The following is a 13,292-nucleotide window of genomic DNA, read 5'->3' on the forward strand; positions in this document are numbered from 1 at the left end:
TTATTTTTTGCTGCCCGGAATGCTGAAACGCTTGTTGAAGCGATCAACGCGGCCGCCAGTGTCAACAACACGCTGCTTACCAGTGTAGAACGGGTGGCATTTGCCGCACACGTCCAGGTTCAGGTCGTGGTTCATGGTAGAACGGGTGTTGATCACGTTACCGCAAGAGCAAGTGATGGTCACTGCTTCGTACTTCGGGTGAATACCTTGTTTCATGGGAAAACCTCATAAAAGGCCGTGTCGCTCTCCATGCCAGGCGAACCTGCACAGCACCACACGCGGTTGAACATTATATGTATCTCTGACGAGCTATCTCACCAGAGGCGGCATAGTATACAGAATTTAACCGCCCGAGGCAAACATTGCTCAGCCATACACGCCTGCGGCCCCAGCGTGTACACTACCGTCCCTGATTACAGAACTGGATAGAGATCGCAATGTCCGTCGTAAAGGTTGCCCTGCCCGTCCCGCTACCGCGCCTGTTTGATTATCTGCTCCCTGCTGACGCTGCGCAGCCGGCAACCGGCAGTCGCGTCAGCGTGCCTTTTGGCAACCGTAAGCTGACTGGCATTGTGACCGGCGTGACCGAAAGCAGCGATCTGCCGCTGAAGCAGCTGAAACCGATAGAAGCCGTGCTGGATGACAGCAGTCTGTTTTCGCCCGCGCTGTGGCGCATCCTCAACTGGGCGGCAGGTTACTATCATTCACCCGTCGGGGAAGTGCTGAGTCATGCGTTACCGGTTCTGCTCCGCCAGGGGAAACCGGCACAGGAAGCGCCGCTGTGGCAGTGGGCGATCACGGAGGCCGGACGGGAAGTGGCGCCGGAAAGTCTGAAGCGTGCACCAAAGCAGCAGCAGGCGCTGGCCGCGCTGCGTCAGCAACCGCTCTATCGTCATCAGGTAAACGAACAGAGCTTTAACGACGCCGCTCTGCAGGCGCTCAGAGCCAAAGGGCTGTGCGAGCTGCGCGAGCATGCGCCATCTGCCGCGGACTGGCGGACGCATTTTGCCATTAAAGGCGAACGTCTGCGGCTCAATACCGATCAGGCCATGGCCGTCGGGGCTATCCGGGCGGAAGACGATCGCTACGTTCCGTGGCTGCTGGCCGGGATCACCGGCTCCGGTAAAACCGAGGTCTATCTCACTATCCTGGAAAACATTCTGTCACGCGGCATGCAGGCACTGGTGCTGGTGCCGGAGATTGGCCTCACGCCGCAGACCATTGCGCGCTTCCGGGAACGTTTTGATGCCCCGATTGATGTGCTGCACTCTGCGCTGAATGACAGCGAAAGGCTGGCGGTCTGGCTGCGCGCCCGGCGCGGCGAAAGCGCGATTATTATTGGTACGCGCTCTGCGCTGTTCACCCCGCTGGCGCGGCCTGGCGTAATCATTATCGATGAAGAGCATGACAGCTCCTATAAACAGCAGGAGGGCTGGCGTTATCAGGCCCGCGATCTGGCGGTGTTTCGTGCACATGAAGAGAACATCCCGATTGTCATGGGTTCGGCCACGCCCGCGCTGGAGACGCTGTATAACGTGCGCGTCGGCAAATACCGGCAGCTTAATCTCACCCAGCGCGCCGGTAATGCAAAGCCCGCTTTGCAGCAGCTGATCGATCTGAAAGGACAGCCGCTTAAGGGTGGTCTGGCGCCGGCGCTGCTCAGTAAAATGCGCCAGCACCTGCAGGCGGATAATCAGGTGCTGCTGTTTCTGAACCGGCGCGGCTTTTCACCGGCGCTGATGTGCCACGACTGCGGCTGGCTGGCGGAATGCCAGCGCTGCGACAGCTACTACACGCTGCACCAGCATCACCGCCAGCTGCGCTGCCACCATTGCGACAGCCAGCGTCCGCTGCCGCTGCAGTGTCCCGGCTGCGGTTCAACCCATCTGATGCCGGTTGGCGTAGGCACAGAACAGCTGGAGCAGCAGCTGGGCACGCTGTTTCCGGACGTGCCGGTTTCGCGCATCGATCGTGATACTACCAGCCGTAAAGGTGCGCTGGAGCAGCATCTGGCGGATGTGCATCGCGGCGGCGCGCGTATTCTGGTGGGCACGCAGATGCTGGCAAAAGGCCATCATTTTCCTGATGTTACGCTGGTGTCGCTGCTGGACGTTGACGGCGCGCTCTTCTCGGCTGATTTTCGTGCCGCAGAACGTTTCGCGCAGCTCTATACCCAGGTTGCAGGTCGCGCCGGACGCGCCGGCAAACAGGGTGAAGTGCTGCTGCAGACGCACCATCCGGAGCATCCGTTGCTGCAGACGCTGCTGCATCGCGGCTACTTCGCCTTTGCTGACCAGGCGCTGCTTGAACGCCAGTCGGTGCAGCTGCCGCCCTGGACCAGCCACGCGCTATTTCGTGCCGAAGATATGGATAATCAGCAGGCTGCCGCTTTTCTCGTCCAGCTGCGTAATCTGCTGGAGGCGAGCCCGCTGAAAGATGAAGCCACCTGGCTGATGGGCCCGGTGCCGGCGCTGGCGCCAAAACGCAGCGGTCGGTGGCGCTGGCAGCTGCTGCTGCAGCATCCGTCACGCAAACGCCTGCAGCAGTTATTAAGCAGTTCGCTGCCGCTGCTGAGCACATTGCCCGCTGCACGCAAAGTAAAATGGACGCTGGATATCGATCCCGGCGAGAGCTGATGGCATCCGCATCTGCGAGCCAGATCGAAAAAAGTCGAACAAGTCACAGTTTTTATGCAAATTAAGTAACAGCCCTGCCCGCCAATGCGTTATCAATAGGATCACCCGGCCAGGACCGGCCCTTGCAGACAAACTGTACGCTGTATCACGCCAGGAGTAACACGTTGGACCCGAAGCAAACTTCATCTGCTGCCACGATGAAAGATGTGGCTGAGCACGCAGGCGTCTCTACGGCGACCGTTTCCCGGGCGCTGATGAATCCGGAGAAAGTGTCAGCCGCAACCCGGCAAAAAGTCGAGCAGGCGGTCATTGCGACAGGCTATGCATCGCATGGCCTGTCGCGCAATGCCAGACGCAATGAAACCCGGACTATCCTGGTGATTGTGCCCGATATCTGCGATCCCTTTTTTAGCGAAATTATCCGCGGCATTGAGGTCACCGCCGCGCAGCAGGGGTACCTGGTGCTGATTGGCGACTGCGCGCATCAGGATCATCAGGAAAAAACCTTTCTTGATCTGATGCTGACGCGACAGATTGACGGCATGGTGCTGCTGGGTTCACAGCTGCCGTTTGACGCCGATCCTGAAGCGCTGCGCAGCCTGCCGCCCATGGTTATGGGAAATGAATTCGCGCCGGAGATGGCGCTGCCCACCGTGCACATTGACAACCTGACCGCGGCGTTTGAAGCCGTTAACCATTTGCTGCAGCTCGGGCATCGTCGTATCGCCTGTATTACCGGGCCTGAAGCGGTTCCGCTCAGCCAGTATCGGCTGCAGGGTTATATTCAGGCGCTGCGCCGCAGCAGCATCCCCGTTGAACCGATGTTTATCGTACGCGGTGATTTCTCGTTTGAAGCCGGTGCCCGCGCCCTGAAACAGCTGATGAGTCTGCCGCAGCCCCCGGAAGCGCTATTCTGTCACAGCGATCTGATGGCGCTGGGCGCCATGAATCAGGCGCGCAAACTGGGGATGCGCATTCCGCAGGATCTCTCCATCGTTGGCTTTGATGATATTGAGCTGGCGCGCTATTACGAACCGCCCCTGACTACCGTGGCGCAGCCGCGCTTTGATATTGGCCGCGAAGCGATGCTGCTGCTGCTGGATGAGCTGCAGGGCAAGCGGGTAAATAATGGTTCGCGCCTGCTGGATGCAGAACTGCGCGTGCGCGGCAGTACAGCACCGGCTAAAAAGCGTTAGGTCACACGTGCCGCACTGCACATTTTCAGCAGATTCTGAAGGCAGACTCTGCTGGTCAAAGTTCGCACCCTTGAGTAACATGGCGCATTCATTGCCGGGCGGTTTACACCTCATTTATACCCGTCATTTTTCAAGCTGTAGCCAGGCTGGCTGCAACTCACACTGTTCAGGGTCTACGCCCGCAGGCATTTTGAAGGTATCAGGACGAAAGTGGCACAGAGAGATTATGTAGGCCGCGGGCGTTCAACAGGGACGCGTCGCAAAAAACCCGCCGGTCGCAGCAGCAGCAAAAAAAGCAAAGGCGGATCGGGTATATCGAAACTGATGGTAGTGCTCGCTGCCGCAGTACTGGTCACTTTTGCCGGTGGTTTATGGTTCATCGCGCACCATAAAAAAGAAGAGACGCCGGTTATCCCGAATCATAAAGTTAGTGGTAATGGCCTGCCGCCCAAGCCGGAAGAGCGCTGGAAATACATCAAAGAGCTGGAAAACCGGCAAATTACGGTTCCCTCACCGACTGAGCCTTCAGCCGGCGGCGAAGTGCAGTCGCAGACGCAGCTGACCGATGAACAGCGCCAGCTGCTGGAGCAGATGCAGGCGGATATGCGCCAGCAGCCTACGCAGCTGAACGAAGTGCCGTGGAACGAGCAGACGCCGGCTCAGCGTCAGCAGACATTACAGCGTCAGCAGGTACAGCAGCAGCAACGTCAGCAGCAGATACAGGCACAGCAGCAGCAGTTGCTGCAACAGCAGACTCAGCAACGACAACAGCAGCAACAGCAACGTCAGCAGCAGATACAGGCACAGCAGCAGCGTCAGCAGCAGTTGCAGGCTCAGCAGCGCCAGCAGCAGCAGCAGGCTGAACGACCGGCACCGGTACAGCAGGCAAAACCAGAAACCACCAAAGTGAAGCCGGAAGAGAAAGCCTCCACACAGCGCTGGATGGTGCAGTGTGGCTCCTTTAAAGGCAGCGATCAGGCGGAATCTGTGCGCGCCGGTCTCGCTTTTGAAGGTTTTGAAAGCCGTATCACGACCGGCGGCGGCTGGAATCGCGTGGTGATTGGTCCGTTTAAAGATCGGAGTAAAGCTGACAGTACCGTGAAGCGGCTGCACAGTTCCGGTCACGGCAGCTGCATTCCGCTCGCCCTGCCCTGATAGCCTGAGCCCTGCTCCCGGCCTCACTCTACCGCCGGGAGCAGGCGCAGCCGAATTAAGACAAACCCCATCGCCCTGAGGGGTTGAAACCTTCTTAACCCACCCCATATCTGTTTGCATGATACGCCGCGCCGGGTGCGCGGTGTCTTTTTTCAACTGCAACAAGGGGTCTGCCCGTGACAACAATAGTAAGTGTACGACGCAACGGCCGGGTCGTTATTGGTGGTGATGGCCAGGCAACGCTTGGCAACACCGTAATGAAAGGCAACGTCAAAAAAGTGCGTCGTCTTTACAACGATAAAGTGATTGCGGGCTTTGCGGGCGGCACTGCCGACGCCTTTACCCTGTTTGAACTGTTTGAGCGTAAGCTGGAAATGCATCAGGGTCATCTGGTTAAAGCCGCGGTTGAGCTGGCAAAAGACTGGCGGACCGATCGCATGCTGCGCCGTCTTGAAGCGCTGCTGGCGGTAGCGGATGAGAACTCTTCGCTGATCATCAGCGGTAACGGCGATGTTATTCAGCCGGAAAACGACCTGATAGCGATCGGCTCCGGCGGCCCCTACGCCCAGGCAGCGGCACGCGCGCTACTGGAAAATACCGACATTGGTGCACACGATATTGTTGAGAAAGCGCTGAACATCGCCGGCGATATCTGTATCTACACCAACCATAATATTAACTACGAAGAATTACCGTCTAAGGCGTAAGGACCTGAATCATGTCTGAGATGACTCCACGCGAGATTGTCAGCGAGCTTAATCGCTTTATCATCGGCCAGGACGGCGCTAAAAAAGCGGTTGCCATTGCGCTGCGTAACCGCTGGCGCCGCATGCAGCTTGACGAAGAGCTGCGTCACGAAGTGACCCCGAAAAATATCCTGATGATTGGCCCGACCGGCGTCGGTAAAACCGAAATTGCCCGTCGTCTGGCGAAGCTGGCCAACGCCCCGTTCATTAAAGTTGAAGCGACAAAATTCACCGAAGTTGGCTATGTCGGTAAAGAAGTCGATTCGATTATCCGCGATCTGACCGACTCCGCCATCAAAATGGTGCGCAGCCAGGCGATTGAAAAGAATAAATATCGTGCTGAAGAGATGGCCGAGGAGCGCATTCTCGACGTGCTGATCCCACCGGCTAAAAACAACTGGGGCCAGCCAGAGCAGAACGCCGAGCCATCAGCTGCGCGTCAGTCTTTCCGCAAAAAACTGCGCGAAGGTCAGCTGGATGATAAAGAGATTGAGATCGACCTTGCCGCCGCGCCGGCTGGCGTAGAGATCATGGCGCCTCCGGGCATGGAAGAGATGACCAGCCAGCTGCAGTCCATGTTTCAGAACCTGGGCGGTCAGAAACAGAAGCCGCGCAAGCTCAAGATCAAAGATGCCATGAAGCTGCTGATTGAAGAAGAAGCGGCAAAACTGGTTAACCCGGAAGAGCTGAAGCAGGACGCTATCGACGCGGTAGAGCAGCACGGTATCGTGTTTATCGATGAGATCGACAAAATCTGTAAGCGCGGCGGCCAGTCTTCTGGTCCGGACGTTTCACGCGAAGGCGTGCAGCGCGATCTGCTGCCGCTGGTTGAGGGCTGTACCGTTTCGACCAAGCACGGCATGGTTAAAACCGACCATATCCTGTTTATCGCCTCCGGCGCATTCCAGGTAGCCAGCCCGTCCGATCTGATCCCGGAACTGCAGGGTCGTCTGCCGATTCGCGTTGAGCTGCAGGCGCTGACCGTGAACGACTTCGAGCGCATCCTTACTGAGCCTAACGCTTCCGTCACCGTGCAGTACAAAGCGCTGATGGGTACGGAAGGCGTTAATGTGGACTTCACCGAGGATGGTATCCGCCGGATTGCTGAAGCAGCCTGGCAGGTTAATGAGACCACTGAAAATATCGGTGCACGCCGCCTGCATACTGTACTGGAGCGTCTGATGGAAGATATCTCCTATGACGCCAGCGATCGCCACGGTGAGTCCATTACCATCGACGCTGAGTATGTCGGCAAGCATCTGGATGTACTGGTCGCAGACGAAGATCTCAGCCGCTTCATCCTGTAACACCATTCTGATCGTTTCTGCTGCCCGGCCACTGCGCCGGGCATTTTTTTGCGCAGCATATTGATGCGGCGCTGCTTTTTGCCGGTGATGATTTTGCCAACACTCTTCAGATAGCGATATACTTATCTTTCCTGTGGCAAACAGACGGCATCCTTATGAAATACGATACATCTGAACTCTGTGACATCTACCATGAAGAAGTGAATGTGGTTGAACCACTTTTTTCCAACTTCGGTGGACGCACCTCATTCGGTGGGCAGATTACCACAGTCAAATGTTTTGAAGACAACGGCCTGCTTTACGACCTGCTGGAAGAGAACGGGCGTGGACGAGTGCTGCTGGTAGATGGCGGTGGCTCGGTACGTCGTGCGCTGGTGGATGCCCAGCTGGCGCGGCTTGCGGCGCAAAATGAGTGGGAAGGTCTGGTCGTTTACGGCTCGGTGCGGCAGGTTGATGAACTGGAAGAGCTGGAAATTGGTATCCAGGCGATTGCAGCGATCCCCGCTGGTGCGGCCGGTGAAGGCATTGGTGAGAGCGACGTACGCGTAAACTTTGGCGGCGTAACCTTTTTCTCCGGCGATCATCTCTATGCGGATAACACGGGCATCATTCTGTCAGAAGATGCGCTTGATATTGAGTAAACCGCAAACAAAAACGGGTGCCTGAGCACCCGCAGGTTTAAGCGCAGGTGCTTAAACCTCTTCCATTTTTCCCAGCAGTGCCCGCAGACGTTCCTGCCAGACATGCTGCTCTTCCTTCAGATGCTGATTTTCACGCGCCAGCGCGTCCTGATTGCCGGAAGCCTGGCTCACTTCGTTTTTCAGCGTATTGTTCTGCTCTTTCAGCTCTTCAATTTCCATTTGCAGCAGCGTGATGGTATCAATCGCCTGCTGTACTTTCGCTTCCAGTTTCTCAAATACTTCAAATGACATCGTTCTGACCTCTCCTAAAACTCGCAAGGCGTTGATGAAGCTGTAGCTGCCTCAATAAAGACGCATACAGCCATGTTGTCCCGATTGTATGTAGCCAAACCCGGCAAGTCCAGCGGCACGGGGCATTGGCGGCCAGTCTGTAACACTTTTCAGCTAATGCTTAAAAAACAAACCCGTTGCCAGTCATGATGCGCTAAGTGCGTTAAGAGGCAGATTAATTGGCCTTAAAGAAAGGTAAAAGACGCGAAAACGCGCATTTTTATGACGCAGTACACAGAATTCAATTTCGCTATTTCTCGTTTATGTTCGTTAACGATAAATTCACATCAACCCTACATTAGCGCTGGGCGACTCAGGGATTGAGAACAAAAACTGATAACATTTAACCTCGCTTCAGGAATTCCATTATGAGTCAGACAACGAACACACTCAAAGGTCAATGTATCGCCGAGTTTCTCGGCACCGGTTTGATTATCTTTTTTGGCGCTGGCTGTGTGGCTGCGCTGAAGCTGGCCGGTGCGGCATTCGGTCAGTGGGAAATCTGCATCATCTGGGGTCTGGCTGTTTCGATGGCGGTCTATCTGAGTGCGGGCGTCTCCGGCGCGCATCTCAATCCGGCGGTCACCGTGGCGCTCTGCCTGTTTGCTAATTTTGAAGGGCGTAAAGTTTTACCTTACATTCTGGCGCAGGTTGCCGGCGCCTTCTGTGCCGCTGCACTGGTATACGGCCTCTATTACAATCTGTTTTTCGATTATGAAGCGAGCCATCAGATGGTGCGTGGCAGCGTGCAGAGCCTCGACCTGGCGGGTATCTTCTCTACTTATCCTAATCAGCACATCACGGTCGGTCAGGCGTTTCTGGTAGAGATGGTGATCACAGCCGTACTGATGGCGGTTATCATGGCGCTGACTGACGATGGCAATGGCGTACCGCGTGGCCCGCTGGCGCCGCTGCTGATTGGTCTGCTGGTTGCTATTATCGGTGGTTCAATGGGTCCCCTGACCGGCTTTGCGCTCAACCCGGCACGTGACTTTGGACCGAAACTGTTTGCCTTTATCGCTGGCTGGGGTGACGTAGCCTTCACCGGCGGCAAAGATATTCCTTACTTCCTGGTGCCTGTGTTTGGTCCGCTGGTGGGTGCATGTCTGGGTGCCTTTAGCTATCGTGCGCTGATTGGTCGCCACCTGCCGGTAAATATCGCAGAAACCAGCAAAACAGAAAAACCTGTAGCGCGCGCTGAACAGCGTAAAGCGTAAGTTTCACTCTTAATCATCAGGACATTATTATGACTACGCCAGATAAAAAATATATCGTCGCGCTCGATCAGGGTACTACCAGCTCCCGTGCCGTCGTACTCGACCATGACGCCAACATCGTTGCTGTTTCACAGCGTGAGTTTACGCAGATCTACCCGAAAGCGGGCTGGGTTGAGCATGACCCGATGGATATCTGGGCTTCACAGAGCTCAACGCTGGTGGAAGTGCTGGCACACGCTGACATTAACTCCGATCAGATCGCCGCTATCGGTATCACTAACCAGCGTGAAACCGCCATCGTCTGGGATAAAGAGACCGGCAAACCTATCTACAATGCCATTGTCTGGCAGGATCCACGTACCGCTGACTACTGTAACAAGCTGAAGAAAGAGGGGCTGGAAGAGTATATCCAGCACACCACAGGTCTGGTCATTAACCCTTACTTCTCCGGCACCAAAGTGAAATGGATCCTCGATCACGTCGAAGGCGCACGCGAGCGTGCAAAACGCGGCGAGCTGCTGTTTGGTACCGTGGATACCTGGCTGGTCTGGAAAATGACGCAGGGTCGTGTGCATATCACTGACCATACCAACGCCTCGCGTACCATGATGTATAACATCCACAAGCTGGAGTGGGACGCACGCATGCTGGAGATCCTCGACATTCCGCGCGAAATGCTGCCGGAAGTTAAAGGCTCTTCTGAAATTTATGGTCAGACCAACATTGGCGGTAAAGGCGGCACGCGTATTCCGATCGCCGGGATTGCGGGTGATCAGCAGGCGGCCCTGTATGGCCAGCTCTGCGTACAGCCTGGCATGGCGAAAAATACCTACGGTACCGGCTGCTTTATGCTGATGAATACCGGTACTGAAGCAGTAACCTCTACCCACGGCCTGCTGACCACTATCGCCTGCGGCCCGCGTGGCGAAGTGAACTATGCGCTGGAAGGTGCCGTATTTATCGGCGGCGCCTCGATTCAGTGGCTGCGCGACGAAATGAAGCTGATCAACGACTCCACCGACTCAGAATATTTTGCGCTGAAAGTTAAAGATACGAACGGCGTCTATATGGTGCCGGCATTTACCGGCCTGGGCGCGCCTTACTGGGACCCCTATGCCCGTGGCGCAATCTTCGGCCTGACGCGCGGTGCCAATGCCAACCACATTATCCGCGCTACGCTGGAGTCGATCGCCTATCAGACGCGCGATGTACTGGAAGCGATGCAGAACGACGCCGGCACCCGCCTGCAGTCGCTGCGCGTTGATGGCGGCGCAGTCGCGAACAACTTCCTGATGCAGTTCCAGTCTGACATTCTCGGCACCCGCGTTGAACGTCCGGAAGTGCGTGAGGTCACGGCGCTGGGCGCAGCCTATCTGGCAGGCCTGGCCGTCGGCTTCTGGAACGATCTGGACGAGGTGCGTGCTAAAGCCGTCGTGGAGCGCGAATTCCGCCCTGGCATCGAAACCACTGAGCGCAACCTGCGTTACGCGGGCTGGCAGAAAGCGGTTGCCCGTGCCAAAGCCTGGGAAGACGAAGCGTAAGTAACCCCCTGCCCGCGGTCCGTGCCGCGGGTTTCTCCCTCTCCCGCTTTTACCGCTGTGCTACACTGCCCGCCTGTTTTTCTGTCAGGTGCAAACCATGAAACGCGAACTCGCAATTGAATTTTCCCGTGTCACTGAAGCGGCAGCGCTGGCTGGCTATCGCTGGTTAGGACGTGGCGATAAAAATGCGGCCGACGGCGCCGCCGTTAACGCCATGCGCATTATGCTCAACACCATCAACATTGATGGCCGCATCGTTATCGGTGAAGGCGAAATTGATGAGGCGCCGATGCTCTATATCGGCGAGCAGGTCGGCACCGGTCAGGGTGATGCCGTGGACATTGCGGTCGATCCGATTGAAGGCACGCGCATGACCGCTCTGGGCCAGGCTAACGCGCTGGCGGTGCTGGCAGTCGGCGATAAAGGCAGCTTTCTGCACGCACCAGATATGTACATGGAGAAGCTGATCGTCGGACCGGGAGCGCGCGGCGCTATCGACCTCAGTCTGCCGCTGGAAACCAATCTTAAAAATATCGCCATTGCGCTCGGTAAGCCGCTCGCGCAGCTGACGGTATCCATTCTGGCGAAGCCACGCCATGACGCAGTCATTGCCCAGCTGCAGGCGCTCGGCGTGCGCGTGTTTGCTTTTCCCGATGGCGATGTGGCCGCGTCGATCCTCACCTGTATGCCTGACAGTGAAGTCGATGTGCTGTATGGCATCGGCGGCGCGCCTGAAGGTGTCGTCTCGGCAGCCGTGATCCGCGCCATGGATGGTGACATGCAGGCACGCCTGCTGGCGCGGCATCAGGTTAAAGGAGAGAGCGAAGAGAATCGCCGACTGGGCGAACAGGAGCTGTTGCGCTGCGCGGAAATGGGGATTGCGGTGGGCAGCGTGTTAACGCTGAATGAGATGGCGCGCAACGACAACGTGATTTTTGCGGCCACCGGCATTACCAGCGGCGATCTGCTGAAGGGCATTACCTGTAACGGCAATATCGCCACCAGCGAGACGCTGCTGGTACGCGGCAAGTCGCGTACCATTCGCCGCATCCAGTCGATCCACTATCTGGATCGCAAGGATACGGCGCTGCACCCATTTATCCTGTAACCGTCTGCTTGCCGCTCTCGGGATGACGTGAGAGCGGCCACCAGCACAGCAGCATCACCAGCGACGTGACAAACATCAGCAGGCCAAGGCTGGACTGATCGTGCTGCGGTAGCAGAGCGGATAGCCACGCGACCACTCCTGAGCCCAGGTTCTGCAGGCCGCCAATCAGCGCCCCGGCGCTACCCGCCAGCCAGGCGTAAGGCTCCATGGCACCCGATGTTGCCAGCGGGAACAGCATGCCGGCACCGAAGAAAAACAGCGCCGCCGGCACCAGCAGCGTCCAGATATTCATTACGCCAAACCATGACGGGATCCACATCAGCAGGCCAGCCAGCAGGCAGCTGTTTACCCCATACCACATCAGCGTATGCCAGGAGGTCTCTTCCCGGCCAGCAAACCAGGCACCAAAAAAGGCGGCCGGAATAGGCAGAATAAACAGAATGCTAACGGTCAGGCCATCCAGTCCCAGTACGCCGCCCATCAGCACACCGCAGCTCGCTTCAAAGACGGCGATGCCCGCCAGCGCGCCCACCAGCAGCAGCAGATAACGGATAAAATTGCCGTCGCTCAGCAGCGTGGCGTAGCGGCGCAGAAAAGGCGTAGCCGGTGCATCGCCCGGCCGGGTTTCCGGCAGCCAGCGCGCCATAGATGCCGTAACGCCCAGGCACAGCAGCAGCAGAAAGGCGAAGCAGGCGTGCCAGCCAATCAGCCGGGTCAGCAGCGCACCTATTACCGGTGCCAGCAGCGGACTCACCAGAATGCCCATATTCAGCAGGCTGTTGGCCCGCCGCAGCGCGGTTCCGGCATACAGATCGCGCGGCATCGTGCGCGCCATAACGCCGGCAACGCCGGTGCCGAGCCCCTGGATAGCGCTGCCCAGCACCAGCATCTGCAGCGATGAGGCGAACAGCGCGATCAGCGCACCACAGGCAAAGATCGTCATGCCGGTAAGGATCACCGGGCGACGTCCGACGCTGTCCGAGAGCGGGCCGTAGATCAGCTGCGATCCGCCATAGGTGATCAGATAGGCCGCCATGACCTGCTGCATTGCGCCGCTGCGCACGTTGAGCGCTTCTGCCATCACTGCCATAGCGGGCACATAAATGGTTTGTGCCATCTGACCCACGGCCACCAGCACAATCAGCATGAATAACAGAAAACGGTTTTGAGTTTTATCGATCTGCATGGAACACGATATCAGCCTGAAAAAAGAACGCGCCGGCAGCACTCAGGGTTCGCCGGCAGGAATGGCGGCAAAAATATCAGGATTACGTGGCAAATCGAGAGCTGAGCTGCAGGAAGCCAGGTTGTCAGCCGTCAATCTTCTGTACCAGACTGTAAACAGGTTGCTACAGGTAGTGATCTGTGCGGCAGATTTGTCGCAAAGAGCGCTTTCGCCGCCGCCGGGCTGACAA

13 protein-coding genes are annotated in these 13,292 nt (G+C 57.1%); 10 read left to right on the plus strand and 3 right to left on the minus strand.

All coding sequences use genetic code 11. The features are described 5' to 3' along the window. Nucleotides 1-216: a 50S ribosomal protein L31 gene (gene rpmE, locus B4056_RS11790; RefSeq protein ID WP_039381182.1), complete on the minus strand. Its 216-nt coding sequence runs from the start codon at nt 214-216 to the stop codon at nt 1-3. A 221-nt stretch (nt 217-437) separates the two neighbouring features. On the opposite strand from rpmE, the gene priA reads away from it, so the two are divergent. The 6 genes from priA (at nt 438) to rraA (ending at nt 7,681) form a co-directional block, all read left to right on the plus strand. Next, nucleotides 438-2,636: a primosomal protein N' gene (gene priA / locus B4056_RS11795; RefSeq protein WP_288654839.1), complete on the plus strand. Its 2,199-nt coding sequence runs from the start codon at nt 438-440 to the stop codon at nt 2,634-2,636. Nucleotides 2,637-2,800: 164 nt separating this feature from the next. Continuing rightward, nucleotides 2,801-3,832, plus strand: coding sequence for a DNA-binding transcriptional regulator CytR (gene cytR / locus B4056_RS11800; protein ID WP_039381188.1), 1,032 nt, complete (start codon nt 2,801-2,803; stop codon nt 3,830-3,832). A 210-nt stretch (nt 3,833-4,042) separates the two neighbouring features. Then, nucleotides 4,043-4,987, plus strand: a complete 945-nt coding sequence (ftsN, locus tag B4056_RS11805; RefSeq protein ID WP_094111627.1) for a cell division protein FtsN — start codon at nt 4,043-4,045, stop codon at nt 4,985-4,987. A gap of 176 nt (nt 4,988-5,163) precedes the next feature. Then, a complete protein-coding gene (gene hslV / locus B4056_RS11810; protein WP_071668633.1) occupies nt 5,164-5,694 on the plus strand; it encodes an ATP-dependent protease subunit HslV in 531 nt (176 codons plus the stop codon). A gap of 11 nt (nt 5,695-5,705) precedes the next feature. After that, a complete protein-coding gene (gene hslU / locus B4056_RS11815) occupies nt 5,706-7,040 on the plus strand; it encodes an HslU--HslV peptidase ATPase subunit (protein WP_039381194.1) in 1,335 nt (444 codons plus the stop codon). A gap of 155 nt (nt 7,041-7,195) precedes the next feature. Beyond that, on the plus strand, nt 7,196-7,681 hold the full coding sequence (rraA, locus tag B4056_RS11820) for a ribonuclease E activity regulator RraA (RefSeq protein WP_039381195.1): 486 nt from the start codon (nt 7,196-7,198) through the stop codon (nt 7,679-7,681). Nucleotides 7,682-7,732: 51 nt separating this feature from the next. On the opposite strand, the gene zapB is transcribed toward rraA, so the two are convergent. After that, the gene (gene zapB / locus B4056_RS11825; protein WP_039381198.1) at nt 7,733-7,972 is read right to left on the minus strand and encodes a cell division protein ZapB; all 240 of its coding nucleotides are present in this window, start codon (nt 7,970-7,972) and stop codon (nt 7,733-7,735) included. Between the two features lie 407 nt (nt 7,973-8,379). Between zapB and B4056_RS11830 the strand changes: the two genes are divergently transcribed. The 3 genes from B4056_RS11830 to glpX all read left to right on the plus strand — a co-directional run bounded on the left by B4056_RS11830 (nt 8,380) and on the right by glpX (nt 11,877). Beyond that, on the plus strand, nt 8,380-9,228 hold the full coding sequence (locus B4056_RS11830) for an MIP/aquaporin family protein (RefSeq protein ID WP_288654842.1): 849 nt from the start codon (nt 8,380-8,382) through the stop codon (nt 9,226-9,228). A 29-nt stretch (nt 9,229-9,257) separates the two neighbouring features. Further along, on the plus strand, nt 9,258-10,769 hold the full coding sequence (gene glpK, locus B4056_RS11835) for a glycerol kinase GlpK (protein ID WP_039381204.1): 1,512 nt from the start codon (nt 9,258-9,260) through the stop codon (nt 10,767-10,769). Nucleotides 10,770-10,866: 97 nt separating this feature from the next. Further along, on the plus strand, nt 10,867-11,877 hold the full coding sequence (gene glpX / locus B4056_RS11840) for a class II fructose-bisphosphatase (protein WP_071668634.1): 1,011 nt from the start codon (nt 10,867-10,869) through the stop codon (nt 11,875-11,877). Here glpX and emrD read toward each other — a convergent pair. Then, nucleotides 11,867-13,063: a multidrug efflux MFS transporter EmrD gene (gene emrD, locus B4056_RS11845; RefSeq protein ID WP_039381210.1), complete on the minus strand. Its 1,197-nt coding sequence runs from the start codon at nt 13,061-13,063 to the stop codon at nt 11,867-11,869. The genes glpX and emrD overlap by 11 nt on opposite strands. On the opposite strand from emrD, the gene B4056_RS11850 reads away from it, so the two are divergent. Continuing rightward, a complete protein-coding gene (locus B4056_RS11850) occupies nt 13,062-13,289 on the plus strand; it encodes a hypothetical protein (protein WP_094111628.1) in 228 nt (75 codons plus the stop codon). The genes emrD and B4056_RS11850 overlap by 2 nt on opposite strands. The last annotated feature ends 3 nt before the right edge of the window (nt 13,290-13,292 follow it).

It is taken from the genome of Pantoea sp. UBA7232 (assembly GCF_002473195.1).
GTDB lineage: Bacteria > Pseudomonadota > Gammaproteobacteria > Enterobacterales > Enterobacteriaceae > Pantoea > Pantoea eucrina.